This is a genomic window from Paenibacillus cookii, assembly GCF_018333375.1.
In the GTDB taxonomy this organism is placed as follows: Bacteria; Bacillota; Bacilli; order Paenibacillales; family Paenibacillaceae; genus Paenibacillus_AQ; species Paenibacillus_AQ cookii.
Genome location: NZ_BORW01000014.1, coordinates 1 through 14,225 on the forward strand (window position 1 = coordinate 1; position 14,225 = coordinate 14,225).

Annotated in this window: 17 protein-coding genes; 7 read left to right on the top strand and 10 right to left on the bottom strand. The window is 54.3% G+C overall.

Annotated features, from left to right (window positions below):
* Positions 1-163 precede the first annotated feature (163 nt).
* Both KI367_RS14140 and KI367_RS14145 read right to left on the bottom strand, forming a co-directional pair.
* Positions 164-451, bottom strand: coding sequence for a hypothetical protein (locus KI367_RS14140; protein ID WP_036707838.1), 288 nt, complete (start codon positions 449-451; stop codon positions 164-166).
* A 122-nt stretch (positions 452-573) separates the two neighbouring features.
* Positions 574-921, bottom strand: a complete 348-nt coding sequence (locus KI367_RS14145; protein WP_036707835.1) for a YlbF/YmcA family competence regulator — start codon at positions 919-921, stop codon at positions 574-576.
* A gap of 166 nt (positions 922-1,087) precedes the next feature.
* Here KI367_RS14145 and KI367_RS14150 point away from each other — a divergent pair, with 166 nt between their 5' ends.
* The 6 genes from KI367_RS14150 to KI367_RS14175 are packed head-to-tail and all read left to right on the top strand — an operon-like array spanning position 1,088 to position 7,704.
* Entirely contained in the window at positions 1,088-2,455 is a 1,368-nt protein-coding gene (locus KI367_RS14150) for a YheC/YheD family endospore coat-associated protein (RefSeq protein ID WP_212950422.1), read from the top strand.
* 12 nt (positions 2,456-2,467) lie between these two features.
* Complete coding sequence (locus KI367_RS14155) at positions 2,468-3,589, top strand: YheC/YheD family endospore coat-associated protein (RefSeq protein ID WP_212950424.1); 1,122 nt, start codon at positions 2,468-2,470, stop codon at positions 3,587-3,589.
* Complete coding sequence (locus tag KI367_RS14160; protein WP_212950426.1) at positions 3,589-4,959, top strand: YheC/YheD family endospore coat-associated protein; 1,371 nt, start codon at positions 3,589-3,591, stop codon at positions 4,957-4,959. Before KI367_RS14155 ends, KI367_RS14160 begins: the two co-directional genes overlap by 1 nt.
* 50 nt (positions 4,960-5,009) lie before the next feature.
* Positions 5,010-6,071, top strand: coding sequence for a YheC/YheD family endospore coat-associated protein (locus tag KI367_RS14165; protein ID WP_212950538.1), 1,062 nt, complete (start codon positions 5,010-5,012; stop codon positions 6,069-6,071).
* Between the two features lie 20 nt (positions 6,072-6,091).
* Positions 6,092-6,610 carry a GNAT family N-acetyltransferase gene (locus tag KI367_RS14170; protein WP_052146844.1) on the top strand — a complete coding sequence of 173 codons (519 nt, stop codon included), beginning with the start codon at positions 6,092-6,094 and terminating at the stop codon, positions 6,608-6,610.
* Positions 6,592-7,704: a YheC/YheD family endospore coat-associated protein gene (locus KI367_RS14175; protein ID WP_212950427.1), complete on the top strand. Its 1,113-nt coding sequence runs from the start codon at positions 6,592-6,594 to the stop codon at positions 7,702-7,704. The genes KI367_RS14170 and KI367_RS14175 overlap by 19 nt, the downstream gene beginning before the upstream one ends.
* A 66-nt stretch (positions 7,705-7,770) precedes the next feature.
* On the opposite strand, the gene KI367_RS14180 is transcribed toward KI367_RS14175, so the two are convergent.
* From KI367_RS14180 to sigI, 4 genes are all read right to left on the bottom strand, one after another.
* Positions 7,771-8,460, bottom strand: coding sequence for an HAD family hydrolase (locus KI367_RS14180; RefSeq protein WP_212950429.1), 690 nt, complete (start codon positions 8,458-8,460; stop codon positions 7,771-7,773).
* Between the two features lie 210 nt (positions 8,461-8,670).
* On the bottom strand, positions 8,671-9,717 hold the full coding sequence (locus KI367_RS14185; RefSeq protein ID WP_212950431.1) for an S-layer homology domain-containing protein: 1,047 nt from the start codon (positions 9,715-9,717) through the stop codon (positions 8,671-8,673).
* A 106-nt stretch (positions 9,718-9,823) separates the two neighbouring features.
* Positions 9,824-11,089 (bottom strand): anti-sigma-I factor RsgI family protein, encoded by a 1,266-nt coding sequence (locus KI367_RS14190; protein WP_212950433.1) that lies wholly within the window; start codon positions 11,087-11,089, stop codon positions 9,824-9,826.
* Positions 11,090-11,094: 5 nt separating this feature from the next.
* Entirely contained in the window at positions 11,095-11,820 is a 726-nt protein-coding gene (sigI, locus tag KI367_RS14195; RefSeq protein WP_212950434.1) for an RNA polymerase sigma-I factor, read from the bottom strand.
* Between the two features lie 132 nt (positions 11,821-11,952).
* On the opposite strand from sigI, the gene KI367_RS14200 reads away from it, so the two are divergent.
* A complete protein-coding gene (locus KI367_RS14200; RefSeq protein ID WP_036711881.1) occupies positions 11,953-12,285 on the top strand; it encodes a hypothetical protein in 333 nt (110 codons plus the stop codon).
* 153 nt (positions 12,286-12,438) lie between these two features.
* Here KI367_RS14200 and KI367_RS14205 read toward each other — a convergent pair whose 3' ends face one another.
* From KI367_RS14205 to KI367_RS14220, 4 genes are all read right to left on the bottom strand, one after another.
* A complete protein-coding gene (locus tag KI367_RS14205) occupies positions 12,439-12,636 on the bottom strand; it encodes a YqaE/Pmp3 family membrane protein (protein ID WP_036711879.1) in 198 nt (65 codons plus the stop codon).
* A gap of 176 nt (positions 12,637-12,812) precedes the next feature.
* Positions 12,813-13,382 carry a manganese catalase family protein gene (locus tag KI367_RS14210; protein WP_036711877.1) on the bottom strand — a complete coding sequence of 190 codons (570 nt, stop codon included), beginning with the start codon at positions 13,380-13,382 and terminating at the stop codon, positions 12,813-12,815.
* Positions 13,383-13,470: 88 nt separating this feature from the next.
* Entirely contained in the window at positions 13,471-13,938 is a 468-nt protein-coding gene (locus KI367_RS27460) for a spore coat protein CotJB (RefSeq protein WP_281422507.1), read from the bottom strand.
* Positions 13,938-14,174: a spore coat associated protein CotJA gene (locus tag KI367_RS14220; RefSeq protein ID WP_246536923.1), complete on the bottom strand. Its 237-nt coding sequence runs from the start codon at positions 14,172-14,174 to the stop codon at positions 13,938-13,940. Before KI367_RS14220 ends, KI367_RS27460 begins: the two co-directional genes overlap by 1 nt.
* Positions 14,175-14,225: the final 51 nt, after the last annotated feature.

The window sequence follows — 14,225 nt, forward strand, 5'->3', positions numbered from 1 at the left end:
CTTCTGTAAAATGGTTGTCTGGTAACTTTCATTTTACAAGATCAGACGGTTTTTTTGTGTTATTTTTTGCATTCAACGAAAATGGGCGGACCAGAAGTCAGTTTTCACTGACTTTCTGGACAGCCCCTTTTTTCGTACGTTCTTCCGGATTTTTGCAACATCCTCACATATGTTCCTGGCTGCGCTGTTTTTCCTCCGGCCATTTCAACTGCCATTGACGCAGCTTCTCCGCCTTGATCCGGTCAAGCGTCTTCTGCTTCTCTTCGTCCACGCCGAGCAAATAATGCAGATGCGCCCCGATGACCAGAAAAGCGAACAGCGCCCAGGCGACACCGAAGGCCGACGTCCAGGACCAGCCTCCGCTAAAGGAAATCAGGGGCAGGGCATACACCAGCATGGCCAAAGCCACGATCAGATACAGGGAATGTTTGATCTTCTTTGCTTTTTTCATTTTGCGGCAGCTCCTTCACTCGTAAATCTATATTTCTACTCTATGAAGGCCGGCCGGAAAATATGAGACAAGTTTTGAAAAACATCCCTGCCAAAAAACGTCAGCGCGTCACCCGGGGGATATTACAAACTTTGCCCGCCGTAAAGGTCCTGAAGGCTGTCCGAAATCGTTTTGTTGATATCCTCGATGATCGTGCTGAGGCGGCGTTCCGCATCAAACAAGCGGCGGATGTTCAGGTTGAGGCTGAGCACGTCGAAGAGCTTTTCCATCTGTTCCATTTCATCCTGGGACGGCATATCGCCGGACATCATCCGCTGCTGGATTTCCATCTGGCGTTTTCTGAAGTCCTCAAGCATGCGCTTGCTTTCGGGGTCTTGCTCGATCAGGCTCATCGCCGATTTGATGTCCTTTACTTCCTGGCATTCCTTCAGCGCTTTGGCCAGTTCATTCGTTTTGTCATAAATATTCATGTGTGTAGTTCCTCCTTACGAAATATGAAAGCTGCAGATCCCCGATTTTATAAAAATGGGTCAATCACCAAGGGATATATGTCCTCATATGATACATTACATGCAAAACGCAGATGCACCTTATCTGCCCTGTAGACATCAAGTTGCTGTTGGAAGGAGATCCACGATGTCCAAAAAAACGCTACCGGTCCAAATGTTCACTCCGGGCAATCTGAAGGAAAACGCCATTGTGCTCGGAGAGAAGCTGGTCAAACAGTGGAAGATTCCTACCGACCGTCCTCTGCAGTTGGCATTTGGTTCCTTCAGACAAGAGATCACCGTCGTTCCCGCAGCCAAATCCAGCGGACTGCGAATCAGTGAGCCTCTGGCCCGCCGAATGGGTCTTTTTTCTCGTCCGGTACTGAGGGCGGCCTATCATTCTACGAGCCGCACGCTCAGACTGGGACCGCTCATCAGCGTGCTGATCAGTCGGGACAATCCGGAACAACCCGATAAACCGTTTGGCTCCATATCCATGTTCTGCCGGGAACTGGTTAACGCCTGCCGGAAGCAGGGAGCCTATGTATACTTCTTTACCCCCGACCACATTCGGGAAGGAGCGGGCAGTATACAGGGTTGGGTATATGACGACGGGTGGCGCCAGACGTCCATGCCGATCGCGGATGTCATCAACAACCGTCTCACCACCCGCAAAATGGAGAATAAACCTAGCGTACAGCATTTTATGAAAGAAGTAAAATCGCTCTACGGCGCGCATGTTTTTAATGAAAGGTTTCTGGACAAAAACGAGGTCTTCGACACGCTCAAATCCGACTCCTCCCTTGCCAGGTATATGCCCGAATCTTACTTGCTTACCGGTTTTTCCATGCTCAAAAAAATGTGCCAGCATTATCCGGTCGTGTTCCTGAAGCCGGTGCGCGGCAGTCTCGGCAAAGGCATCATCCGCATCGCAAGGCAACCGGACGGAACCTACCAGACGCTGGCCACTTCGACCGCCGGTGCCCGCAGGCAGACTTACTCCAGCATCACGAAGCTGTTTTCGGGTTTGTCCGGCAAAATGAAAACGACGCGCTACCAAATCCAGCAAGGGCTCAACCTGATCGACCATGCCAAAAGACCGATCGACTTTCGGGCTCTGGTACAAAAAAACGGGTCGGGGAATTGGCACGTGACATCCATCGTAGCCCGGATCGCCGGCGGCAACCATTTCGTTTCCAATCTGGCCCGCGGCGGCACCCTCAGCTCAGTCAAAGATGCAGTGAGCAAGTGCCTGCTGCCTTCGGAGGTCAAAAATACGGCTTACGTCAAGCTGCACCGGGCGTCCCTCGACATCGCCAGGGGAATCGACAACCTGATTCCGGTGCATTTCGGGGAGCTCGGCATCGACCTCGCGATGGACAATTCCGGGAAAATTTGGCTGCTGGAGGTCAACTCCAAGCCTTCCAAAAACGACAATACCCCGCTTAACGAGCAAAAAATCAGGCCCTCGGTCAAAAGGCTGCTCGAATACTGCTGCTATTTGTCCGGTTTTTAAAGGAGGCGCATCATGAAAAGCACCACGCTCGGGACGCTCGGCATCATGTGCTGCCGCCGCGCGGGCAGTCCCCCGTTTTCCGATGAAGGCTACTGCCGGAAACTTTCGGTTCTCGGCAAAAAATACGGCATCCGGGTCATCGTCTTTCGCCCGTCGGACGCTTCCAGGGACCGCACCTTCGTCCATGGTTTCATCTACGGGGAAGGCGGCTGGAGGCAAAGCCGGTTTCCTTTTCCGGATATCGTATACGACCGCTGCCTGTTCCACACCGGAAGGGAATTCAAACTGGCGGCAAGCCTGCTGTCGGATTCCCGGGCCGCCAAGGATTGGACCTTATGGTCGCGCGCGCTTCCGGGGAAGTGGCAGGTCTACCGGATTTTGAAAAAAGACCCCGGCCTTCTGCCTTACCTCCCTCCCACCGAGATCTACCGGGGGAAACAGAGCCTGCTGGAAGCACTCGAATCCTACGGCGGCGAAGCGTTCCTGAAACCGAAGGGCGGGTCCCAAGGCAAAAACGCGCTCTATGTCCGGGTCGACCGGGAAAGCGGGACCTGGACGGCCAAAGGCAGGGACTCCCAAAACCGGCCCGTGGAAAAAATCTTCCGGTCCGAAGCTGCGGCGGTGCGGTGGGTGACGGAATTTACGGAAAACCGAACGTATATCATCCAGCCGTTTCTGCATTTGCAGGGCAGGAATGGCCGGTCTTTTGATACCAGGGTGTTAATGCAGAAAAATGAAAAAGGGTTGTGGATGCGAACCGGTACCGCGGTTCGGGAGGGCGCCTCGGGTAGCATCACATCCAATCTTCACGGCGGCGGAAAAGCCCTTCCCGTCCTGCCGTACCTCAGCGGACAATTCGGAGCCGATCAGGCGAAGCGGTTGACGTCCGTCATCTCGCAGCTGTCGGAGAAGATTCCGCCGATTCTGGAAAGTCATTTTGGCCGGCTCGGAGAACTGGGCATCGATTTCGGAATCGATACGAAAGGGAACGTTTGGCTGCTCGAAGTAAACTCCAAGCCGGGACGCACCTCCATCCGGCAGGCAGGTGATCCGGACAGCGCCGTTCTCGCGTCGGAAAATCCGCTCCGTTACGCCCGCTATCTACTGCTTCGACAACTTAGGAGGGTAAATTGATGAGTTTGACTTTTTGTAATGTTCATTTTTCGCAGAAGCCCGAGAAAGTCGTCTACGTTTCCAACAACTTACTGAAAAGCTTAAAGCTGTCCGGCAAAAAAAACATCCAGCTTCGTCTCGGGAGAGACGTGATCCATGCTGCCGTAAAGTCCATCAACAAACCGGGGAAACATCTGTACCTCGGCTCGGGCGTCCGCAACGGCATCCGCGTGCCTTCGGCCGGCGGCGTTTATATACGCAACCAGGATAACGAGTTTCAGCTCGGCCCGCTGATCGGCGTGCTTTCGGATGGGCCCACGAACACCTCCCAGCCTTTCGGGTCGCGCACGCAATTCATCAAGCAGCTGCTCCGGGAAGGCAGGAAAAAATGTTATATTTTCGCTTTTACGCCCCGGGACATCAATTGGCAGCAGGAAACGGTCAACGGTTACTTTCTCGGCGAAAACGGCAGCTTTTACAGGAGAACCGTCCCGCTGCCCGACGTCGTGTACAATCGGCTCCCGAGCCGGAAGGCCGAAACCTCTTCCCCGATCATCCAGCTGCGCGAGCGCCTGGGCCGCAGGAAAATCCCTTACTTCAACTGGAGCTTTTTTAACAAATCGGATATCTACCGCCTGCTCGAAAACGATAATACCGTCAACAAATACGTTCCCGAGTCCCATATGAATCCGACCCCCGAAAAAATCAAGGAAATGCTGGAAAGACATCAGTTCCTGTACTACAAACCCTCGGGCGGCAGCTTGGGAAAAGGCATATACCGCCTGACGTACCTGCCGAAAAAAGGCTATTTCGCCCGCTACCGCAAAGGAAGCGGCAACGTGCTGCTCCGCTTCAGTTCCTTTAACAGCCTGATGCGGATGCTTCAAGCGAGGCACGGCCGGTCGTTAAGCTCCTATGTCATCCAGCAGGGGATCCGCCTGGTCGAAATCGACAACTGTCCCATCGATTTTCGCTTCCATATGCATAAGAACGGAAAAAACAACTGGGTGGTCGTCGGCATAGGCGCCAAAAAAGCCGGACGGGGCAGCGTGACGACGCATTTGAAAAACGGCGGTTCCCTGCTGACCCCGGAACAAGCGCTGAGCCGGGCCTTCGGGCAAAGATCCGAAGAAGTGCTGCAAAACGCCAAAAAAGTCGCCATTACGCTTGCCGAAGCCATCGAGTTCCACCACCAGCACCTGCTTGGCGAAATCGGATTCGATCTCGGGATCGATCAGGATGAGAAGGTATGGATGTTCGAAGCCAACGCAAAACCGGGCCGCTCCATCTTCAGCCATCCTTCCCTCAGGTCGGAAGGGAAAGCTTCTGTGGAGCATATTCTCGAACATTGCCTTTACCTAAGCAAATTCCGCAGGAGGGATTCCGAGTGACAACGACCATCAGCGAAGAAAACGGCAAACCCGTCGTCGCGATCCTGACGATGTCGGGCGGACCGAAGTATTTCCGGGGAAACCTGGCCAACTTTGAAGATATCGTCAAAACCGGGCAGGAAATGGGATATCTGGTTTATGTCGTGACGATCAGGGATCTCAAGCTGCAGGAAGAACGGTTAAGAGGCTACACCCTCAATCCGGGCGGCGATTGGGAAAAGCAGCTTTTTCCCCTCCCGAACGTCATTTACAACCGGATTCCTCAGCGCGAGGATGAGCTGAAGCCCCAGGTCCGGAAAAAAATCAAGGAGTGCCTGGTCCATCCGACGATCAAGTTTTATAATCCGTATTTTTTCAATAAATGGCACCTGTTCGAATGGCTCAAAAAATCGAAAGCCACCGGGCATCTCGTGCCCAAAACCCGAAGGCTGCGGGGAGAGTCCGGCTTGCAAAAAATGCTTGAACGTTATCCTTCCCTCTATCTGAAGCCCGAAAGCGGCAAAGCCGGCAAAGGCATCATGATGCTGAAATACCAGCAGGACAAACCGCTTCCGTACCGCCTGAAAGTCCAACATCATCGAAGCAGCACGACGTACAAGGGGGCCAGCATTCACCGGCTGTGGAAACGGATCAAAGCGGAAACCGGCACCAGCCGTTATATCGTCCAGCAAGCCATCGAGCTTGCGTCCATTGAGCAGCGCCCGTTCGATTTGCGGGTGCTGCTGCAAAAGACGGGAAAAGGGCAATGGGGCGTCACGGGCGTGGGAGCGCGCATGGCCGGCTCCAAAAGCATTACGACCCACGTCCCCCGGGGCGGCAGCATCGAAGATCCGGGCAAATTGCTGACGGCCGTGTTCGGCGAAGGCAGCGCGCCCGGCATGATCAACCGCGTCAAAACGACCGCGATCGTCATCGCCAGGCAAATCGAAAAGGCTTCCGGCCACCCGCACGGCGAAATGTCCATGGATCTGGGCGTTGACACTTCGGGCGGCATCTGGTTTTTCGAGGCCAACGCCAAACCGATGAAATTCGACGAGCCGCATATCCGCCAAAAATCGCTTGAGCGGATTTTCCAATACAGCCATTACCTTGCGAACGCCCAGAAGCCGTAACGTTAAAAGGAAGTGAGCAGATGCAAATTTCATCCCTCTCCCCGCAGGACGACTGGAACCGCCAGCACGCGCGCGTGCTGCGGTTTCTGTTCGACCACGGCGGGATCCGTTCGATGCGCGAGGATTATTTGCGGCTTGCCAGGGCAACCGAACAGGAGCTGCAGGCTCCCGGCACCTCCCTGCTCCTGGCTACGCTGCGGGGGGAAGCCGGACCCGTTCTGGCTGGAGCGAGCTTTGTGGCCGGCTATGGTAAAGACGCTTTCCTTATTGCGGTCCATCCGCTGTACCGCCGCAAAGGCGTCGGCTGCGCCCTCCTGAGGGCACAGCTTGACCGGCTCGGCAGCTTGGAATGCCGGGCAGGGCTGAACCAGGTCCCCTTCCTGGGGCTTTGCTTCAAAGCCGGACTCATTGCCTCCTCCCTGGCCATGGCATCGACGGGCAGAACGCTCCTCCGTCTCGAAGGAAACGCGCCAAAAACAGACCGCCGCATAGCGGCCCCAACCAAAGAAGGTGAAAGATTGTGCCGGTTCCCGTCTTAGGCATTTTGACGCTATATCTGAACGACCATAAAGCTCTTGAGGAAAAACCCGTATACCAGAAAATGATCATCGAAGGCCGCAAAATCGGCCTGGACGTATTCGTATTTACGCCCATGGATGTCAGCGATTCGAAACAAAAAATTCACGCCCTGGAGTATGACGCCAAAAAAGGCGCATGGAAGCGCAGATGGCGTTCGTTCCCCGACATGATCTATGATCGCTGCCGAATCCAAAAAAGCTCCCGTTTCGAGCAGCTGCTTCAATTTCGCCGCCGATACGGGCATATGCAATTCCTGAACCGCCCGCTCCGCAATAAATGGACGATTTACGAGGTGCTTTCGCGGAGACCCGAATTCAAGAACCACCTTCCCGAAACCCATTTGTTCCATGGTTTTTCCGACGTGCACCATATGCTGAAAAAAACGCCGATCGTTTACCTGAAACCGATCAACGGCACCGGCGGACGCGGAATTTTGCGGGTCGAACGAATTAAAGGAACGCCACACTACTATATACAGGGCCGTAATCAACAGCGGAAAATCATCACGCCGCAAAAAATCCACGCTTCCCGCCTGGGAGCCGTCCTAAGCGGCTGGAGCATGAAAAACCGCTATTTGGTGCAGGAGGGAATCGCGGTCGATCTCCCCGACGGCAGGGTTCACGATTACCGGATGCTGGTGCAGAAAAACAGGGAAGGCGCATGGGAGCTTACCGGCATCGCCGGACGAGTCGGGGCGCGCCGCAGCGTCACGTCCAACCTCCATGGCGGCGGGCATGCCATCTCCTTCAACGACATGATGGAACGATGGATCGACGATGAGGAGAAACGGCGCAAGGTGCAGCGGAGAGCCGAAAGGCTCGGCGTCGAGGTGGCTTCATTCCTGGAAAAGCAATACGGGGCTTTATGCGAGCTGGCGCTCGACCTGGCGATCAACAAAAAAGGGGAGATTTACCTGCTTGAAGTCAACCCCAAACCCGCCAGGGAGGTGTTCTCGCAAATCGGGGACGCCGAGCTGTACCGGAAGGCGATCGTGAAACCTTTGGAATACGCCGTGGGGTTATACGAAAAAATGCATGAGCCCTCGCAAGAATAAAAACGGACGGACCGCGGATGACTCCGCGGCCCTGTCCGTTTTTTTGCTGCAGGGTTATGCGTCCGGCTACTCTGAATCAGCTTCCTCATACAGCTTTAAAAGCTCGGCGAACGAAGAAATGAGCACATCCGCTCCCTTGAGTTCTTCGTCGTGGCCGAAACCGGCATAAGCGCAGCCGACGGCGCACAATCCGTTTTTCTTGCCCGCTTCGACGTCGGAAGACCGGTCTCCGACCATCCATGCGGACTTTACGCCGTTTTCGTCCAGCAGCAGCTTCACCAAATCCACTTTGGAAAGCGTGCCGTGTTTGCCTGCGCTGTACAATCCGTCAAAAAGCGCGGCCAGGCCATGCGTCTCCACGATCCCGCTTATGTAATGCTCAAGCCCGTTGCTGGCGACAAACAGCTTGACGCCCCGCCGATGCAGCTCCTCGAGCGTTTCCTTCACTTCCGGGTACAGCTGCGTTTCCCCGCCTGCCAGCCCCTCCAGCTCCAGCTGAAGCAGCAGCTCGTTCGCGCGGGCGTGGGCCTGCGGGCTCCCGTCGGGCATAACGACCTTCCAAATATCTTCGAGCAGCATGCCCAGGCTTCCCAGCAGCCGCTCCTGCGGCGGCGTCGGCGACGTATAAAGCCCTTCGCTGCGAAGCGTGTCGAACAGCTTGTGGTATGCCGGCAGCAGCACCGTTTCCGTTTGGAACAGCGTACCGTCCATGTCGAAAATCATGGCCTCGGGACGGATCCGTTTGCTTTGGTTCATTGGTTTTACCTCTTCCCTTCTATCGCTTCGATGTCTTTCGCTTGCTTATAGCTTATGATAAGGGAAGCCCTTCGGGATGTAAACCAAGGAGGACCGCTTTTGCTTGATCCCGCTCCTGCTGCATGGATTCTTGTTGAAAAAGGCCAGGAACGCATCAAAGTCGATTTGTCCTGGCCCCGTTTCGCAAGCCATCCCTCTCAACGGAAAGATTTACTTGCCGGTTTTTTTATCGGATTTTTTGCCGTTGCCCGCATTTTCGGCTTTTTGCGGTTGATCGTTGGCCGCAGGTTTCTCGCTTCCTTTGGAGGCCAGCAGTCTGGCGTCGACGACCTTTTGATCCAGAACGGTCAGAACCACCTTGTCGTTAACGGCCAATTGATCTGCCTTGATCGCTTTGTTGTGATAGCCGACGAGCAATCCGCTTTCGATTTTGAAGGTGCCGATCTCCTGGTTTGCCGTTTCGATTTTGATCTCCCCGTAGGTATCCGCCGTTACCGACGCCGCGGGAAAAGAAATTTCCTTCACGGTTCCGTTCACTTTCACCGCACCGGCTTTTTCCATCAGGTCTTCGTTCGTTCTGTCGAGCAATGCCGCCATTTCGGCGCGGGTCACGCCCTTATTCGGCAGGAACGTTCCGTTTGGATAACCGCTGATAAGCCCTTTCTCCATCGCTACTTTGACATAACCGACGGAAGCGGCGGGAATGGCGCTGGAATCTTTGAAGCTCAGCTTGGCTGCCGTTTGGGCCGACGCCTCTTTTTCGAAGCCGAGAGATTTGACGAGCAGGCTGGATACCCAGACGCGGCTCGCCGGCTTCTCCGGCTGGATCTTTTCGTTCGCATCAAGCAATCCATGCTCCAAAGCGGTGGCCAGGTAACCGGCAGCCCAAGGATATTTCTTGCTCAAATGATCCGCATCCTGGAAAGGAAGGTTCGGGCTGGCAGACTTGGACTTCGCCTCCTCATCAAGCCCCATCAGGCGAACGGCCATGACGATCGCTTCAACGCGGGTCACTGGCTTGTTCGGACGGAACGTGCCGTCTTCAAATCCTTGGAAAACGTGTTTCGATTGCATTTTGAGAATGTTTCCTTCCGCCCAAGGCGCGTCATTGATATCCTTAAACTTCAGCGCGGCCTGAGCGCGGACCTCCGGCTTGGCGGAAGATGCGGCTCCGTTAGCCGATGCGGCTTGAACGGACAGGCTCAAGGCCAGCGATACGGCAAATGTGGACAGCAGAATGTGTTTAACTTTTTTCATTTCTTCATCCCTCGCAAACGATAAAATTTAGGCTGCTTTTGTAGTAAGCACATATTTCATTACGTCGCGTCCCATCGTTTTGAGGGGGTCTTTTCAAAAAAATGAATCATTTATTTTTCGGACCGTTTTTCCCGCTGTGTTCTTCTGGCGCGATCTCCGGCGCGTTCGCCGCCGATTTGCCGCTATTGGGCTGTACGCCGCGGTCGGCCGGCGGCTCCTCCTTGGCGGGTTTGCCGTTTTTGGCTTGAGCGCCGCCTTTCGCCTGTTCGCCGCTTTTCCCTTGGACGTTTTCCTTGGCCGGATTGCCATCCGCTTTTTTCTCATTCCGCGGCATCGTTTTGCTTTCGCCGGATTGCGGAGTTTCTTTAGGGCTCGAACCGCTGCTGCCTTTAACCGGATCCTCCCGCCGGCTTTTGGCAGAATTGCCTGCATCCGCCTTTCGAGCCGCGCCGTCTTTTTGCTCCGCGCTGTCGGCAGGATGCTCTTTGCTTTGCAGGGAATGCTTTTGCGTCTGCTGCGGCTGTTTGACTTCATTTCCTTTTCCGGTCCCGGCCTGCGCTCCCTTGCTTCCCTCAGGCGCCGCATTCGCGGGAGCGGACGGCTGCACGGTTTCGGCATGGCTTCCCGCTCCGTCAAAAAAGCGCTGCGGGTCCACCCCTGCCCCGGCAAGGGCCGCGGCGACGGAACGGGAACGCAGGTCATCGATGTTCAGCCGGATGCCCTTTTCCCCCGCTTTTTCGTAAACGATATACTTATTGAGCGACAACTTCGCTTTTTGGGCTTTGTCCATCAGTTCCCGATCCGCCTCGAACCATTCGAGGTCATATCCGTTTTCCGACGTCTCCACCTTTTGCTTGTCCGGCACAAACGGAGCGGAGCGGAGTTCCACCGTCGACAGCAGGATCCACCTTTTTCCCTCGCCGGCGTTCAAAAACCCCTGTTTCGCCGCCTCATCGACGATGGCATGAACCGCATCGTAAAAATTTTGCCCTTTGAGCTCCCGTTCGGATAATAGCTTTTTGGCATCATCGTTCAGCGGCTTGACCCGGTCGATCCTTCCGTCCTGCCGGACGTACAATTCCATGCTCGGATTGATGTCGATCGCAACCATCGTGGATGCGTTGCCCGTAGAGGGTTTCCATAAAAATACGGCGCCGATCAACAGCACGATGGAAGCCGCAAGCCACCAGGCTTGCCTCAGCCAGCGGCCGTCATGACGCTTTCGCGCGGGTGCGGATCTGGCCGGGGTTTCCACCGGAATCCGATCCCCCAGCTGAGGCATATCGGGCATATGCGGCAGGTTTCGGAAGGTTCCATCCTCGCAGAGAACGACGATACACTTCTCGGTTATTTTCATTACGACTCCATGCATCATCATCACTCCTCCATGTTTGCAAAAGAAACGGTGCTGCGTATCCGTTCGAATTCCGGACATGCGTAGATCAAAACAAGCGCTATGATATATTTACGATTCCGCTCCAGCGTTTTGTGACCCACTTTAAACATTTTCAGCATATTTTTGATCGGCAGCCTTTTGGTCTGCTTCAGCACATCAAGCCATTCCGGCTGTTCGCTGAACCGCTTGGCGATTTGGATCATCTGCTTCCGCGTATCTCTATGCTTCGGGGAACAATCCTCCAGCTCCTCCAGCGACACGCCGTATTCCTGCAGGGCCTCGTCGTATGCAAGCAGCTCCATCGCCAGCTCGCTGGCCGATTGCTCCCTGTCGTAACGTTCGAGAGAACTGGCGATTTCGCTCGGGGTCTGGTCGAACAGGTCCCCCGGCTCGTTCAGAATGACGCTTTCCGATTTTAAAATTCTCCCTTGTCTCCGGAACTCGTCCACAAGGCGGTTATGGATCATCATATAAGCAAAATTGTCGAAGGATTTTTTCATGCCGCTGTCGTACCGGTCGATGGCCTCGTTTAACGCGATCATCCCGATGCTTGCTTCGTCGCGCTCCCACCCGATCGGGCTTTTGCATACTTGGGAGACGGTCCGCAAAATGAAGGGACGATATTGTTCGATGATCCAATCGCGTTCCGACCGGTTTCCTTCTTGGGCGCTTTTGATCACAGATTCGATCGATCTGCCGTCCAGCACAAACCATCACTTCCTAAACGTAAGTCCCAGTCTAGCTGCTAGATTGAGTATATTGTATTTTAATAGGATTGTTCTCATTTTGCACTCCTTCTTCTAAAAATTTAGCGACTGGGAATTCGTGGATAGGCCATGATGGCAAAAAACAACGCATACGCGCGGCAAATTCAAATCCGGCCTCAAAACGATCGTTTTATCCCCATCACCACGACTTCCGATGCTAACTTTCTGGAGGCCCGGGCCAATATCGAAAAAGCCGATCGCGTTGTCGTTTCACAGGTCTGGGATCCCTATGCCTACATTGAATTGGGACTCGCCATGCAATTAAACAAACAAATCGTGGTCGTGGGGGATGACGACTTGATCCAAACCGGCCTTTTCCCTAAGTACGACGATTTTGTTTATGAAAAAGCCACGGAGGATACCGTCAGCCAATATTTGATGCGTTTATCGAAGAGCGAAAACTAGCTCCTTGCTGCAGCAAACGGCAGCATTGAACCTCTCATACCACAGACAGTCCGGACCGGCAAGAAAATAAAAAAACGGCCACGGTTCCGTATTCCATTGGACCAAGGCCGTGTATCCCTGTTTTGTTGTGCATGGCGTCGTGTCGTTTTTTCCCTACCGATGTTGATTTTCTATGGCCCGGACGATTTTTTCCGTCCGCTGATCCGCTTTGTACGCGTTCACCACTAAAATGGCATGAATGACGCCCGGAACATAACCGATGCAGGTGAGTATGATGCTCAGAATGAATTGTCCGAGCTTACCGCAGCTAAGAACTGCCAGCGGCGGGAGAAAACATAATAAATATCGCATGGCGTGACCTCGTTTCGTTGAAAGTACTTATAATACGATCCCCCCATCGCGATGGTTCCATCTCTTCGTTATATTGGCGCTGCCGTCCCCCTTATGTATCGGTCACGCAAAAAAAACGAATGCCCCATAGGAGGACGCTGCTGCAGGCATCCTTCTTACGGGGCAACATTCGGAAATTAAAAGTATTTCTTTTTCCCGCGGTCGTCCTTAATGATCTCCACCGCCTCGCGGAAGCGCAGCGAATGCACGATTTCCCGTTCGCGCAAAAACTTCAGGCTGTCCTGCAAATCGACGTCATCGGTCATGTCGATCAGCCACTGGTATGTAGCCCGGGCCTTTTCCTCGGCCGCGATGTCCTCGTACAGGTCCGCGATCGGATCTCCCTTAGCCTGAATGTAGGTCGCCGTCCACGGCACCCCTGCCGCGTTTTGGTAGAACAGGGCCTTATCGTGATTGGCATAGTGGTCGCCCAAGCCGGCTGCTTTTAGTTGTTCGACGGTAGCATCCTTCGTCAATTTGTACACCATGGTGGCGATCATTTCCAGGTGCGCGAATTCTTCCGTGCCGATATCGTTCAACAAGCCGATGACCTTATCGGGAATCGTATACCGCTGGTTCAAATAACGCAGGGCTGCAGCCAATTCGCCGTCCGCGCCGCCGTATTGCTCCAGCAGGAATTTGGCCATCATCGGATCGCATTTGCTCACCCGAACCGGATACTGCAGCTTCTTCTCGTATACCCACATGGGTGTGGACCGCCTCCTTTAAATATTCCGCAGATTTGTAACTTTTTCTCCGGTGTTTTTTCAGGTTGCCAAAGCTAAAGTCCTCCCTTTACACCTGCCAAGGCCACGGCGCTTCCGGCCATTCGAAAGGGAATTTGGAATAGGCGTGGCCGAAATGCATCAGCGGGCCGTACAGCTCCTGAAACTTTCTTACCAGCGGGATGCGTTCCTGCGCCAGCCGGTTGTACTGCTCGATGCGTTTCAAATCGTCCGGATGGGTATCCAGATACAGGTTCAGCTCGACCAGGGCGAAATCGATCACCTGAAGCTGTTCCAAAAGCTCGTAATACTGGCGATCCACCGTCCCTTTGGTTTCCGGCTTCATGCCGGCCGGACCGACGTTTTCATGCATGTGATGATGGGCGGGACCGACGTTTTCATGGGCGTGATGGGCAGGACCTATGTTTTCATGCTCATGGTGGGCAGGACCGGCGTTTTCGTGGTGCGCATGGGCCGGGCCGACATGGCCAGGCCCGTTCGCCGGACCCGAATTCCGCGGGATTCCTTGTTCAGACATCAAGCTCCTCCTTCCTGCGAATTCCGCTTGGGATTGTACGGACTGAACAGATTGGGCCAAAGCGTCCCCCGCGTCAGGGCTTCCTGCAAACTGTATTGGGGCCAATCCCTCGGCTGGAAGACGATATATTGGTTCGGCGGTACGACGTATGTCCTGTAAGGCAAAGGCGGGCAAGGATCAAACGGTCCGATAAAGGGCTTGTAGACTCGGATCTGGTTGTTCAAAGGATCGTTCACGAACGGAGCCTCCTTCTGGTTCGTATTAAGCCGGACGAGTCTAGGACTCCT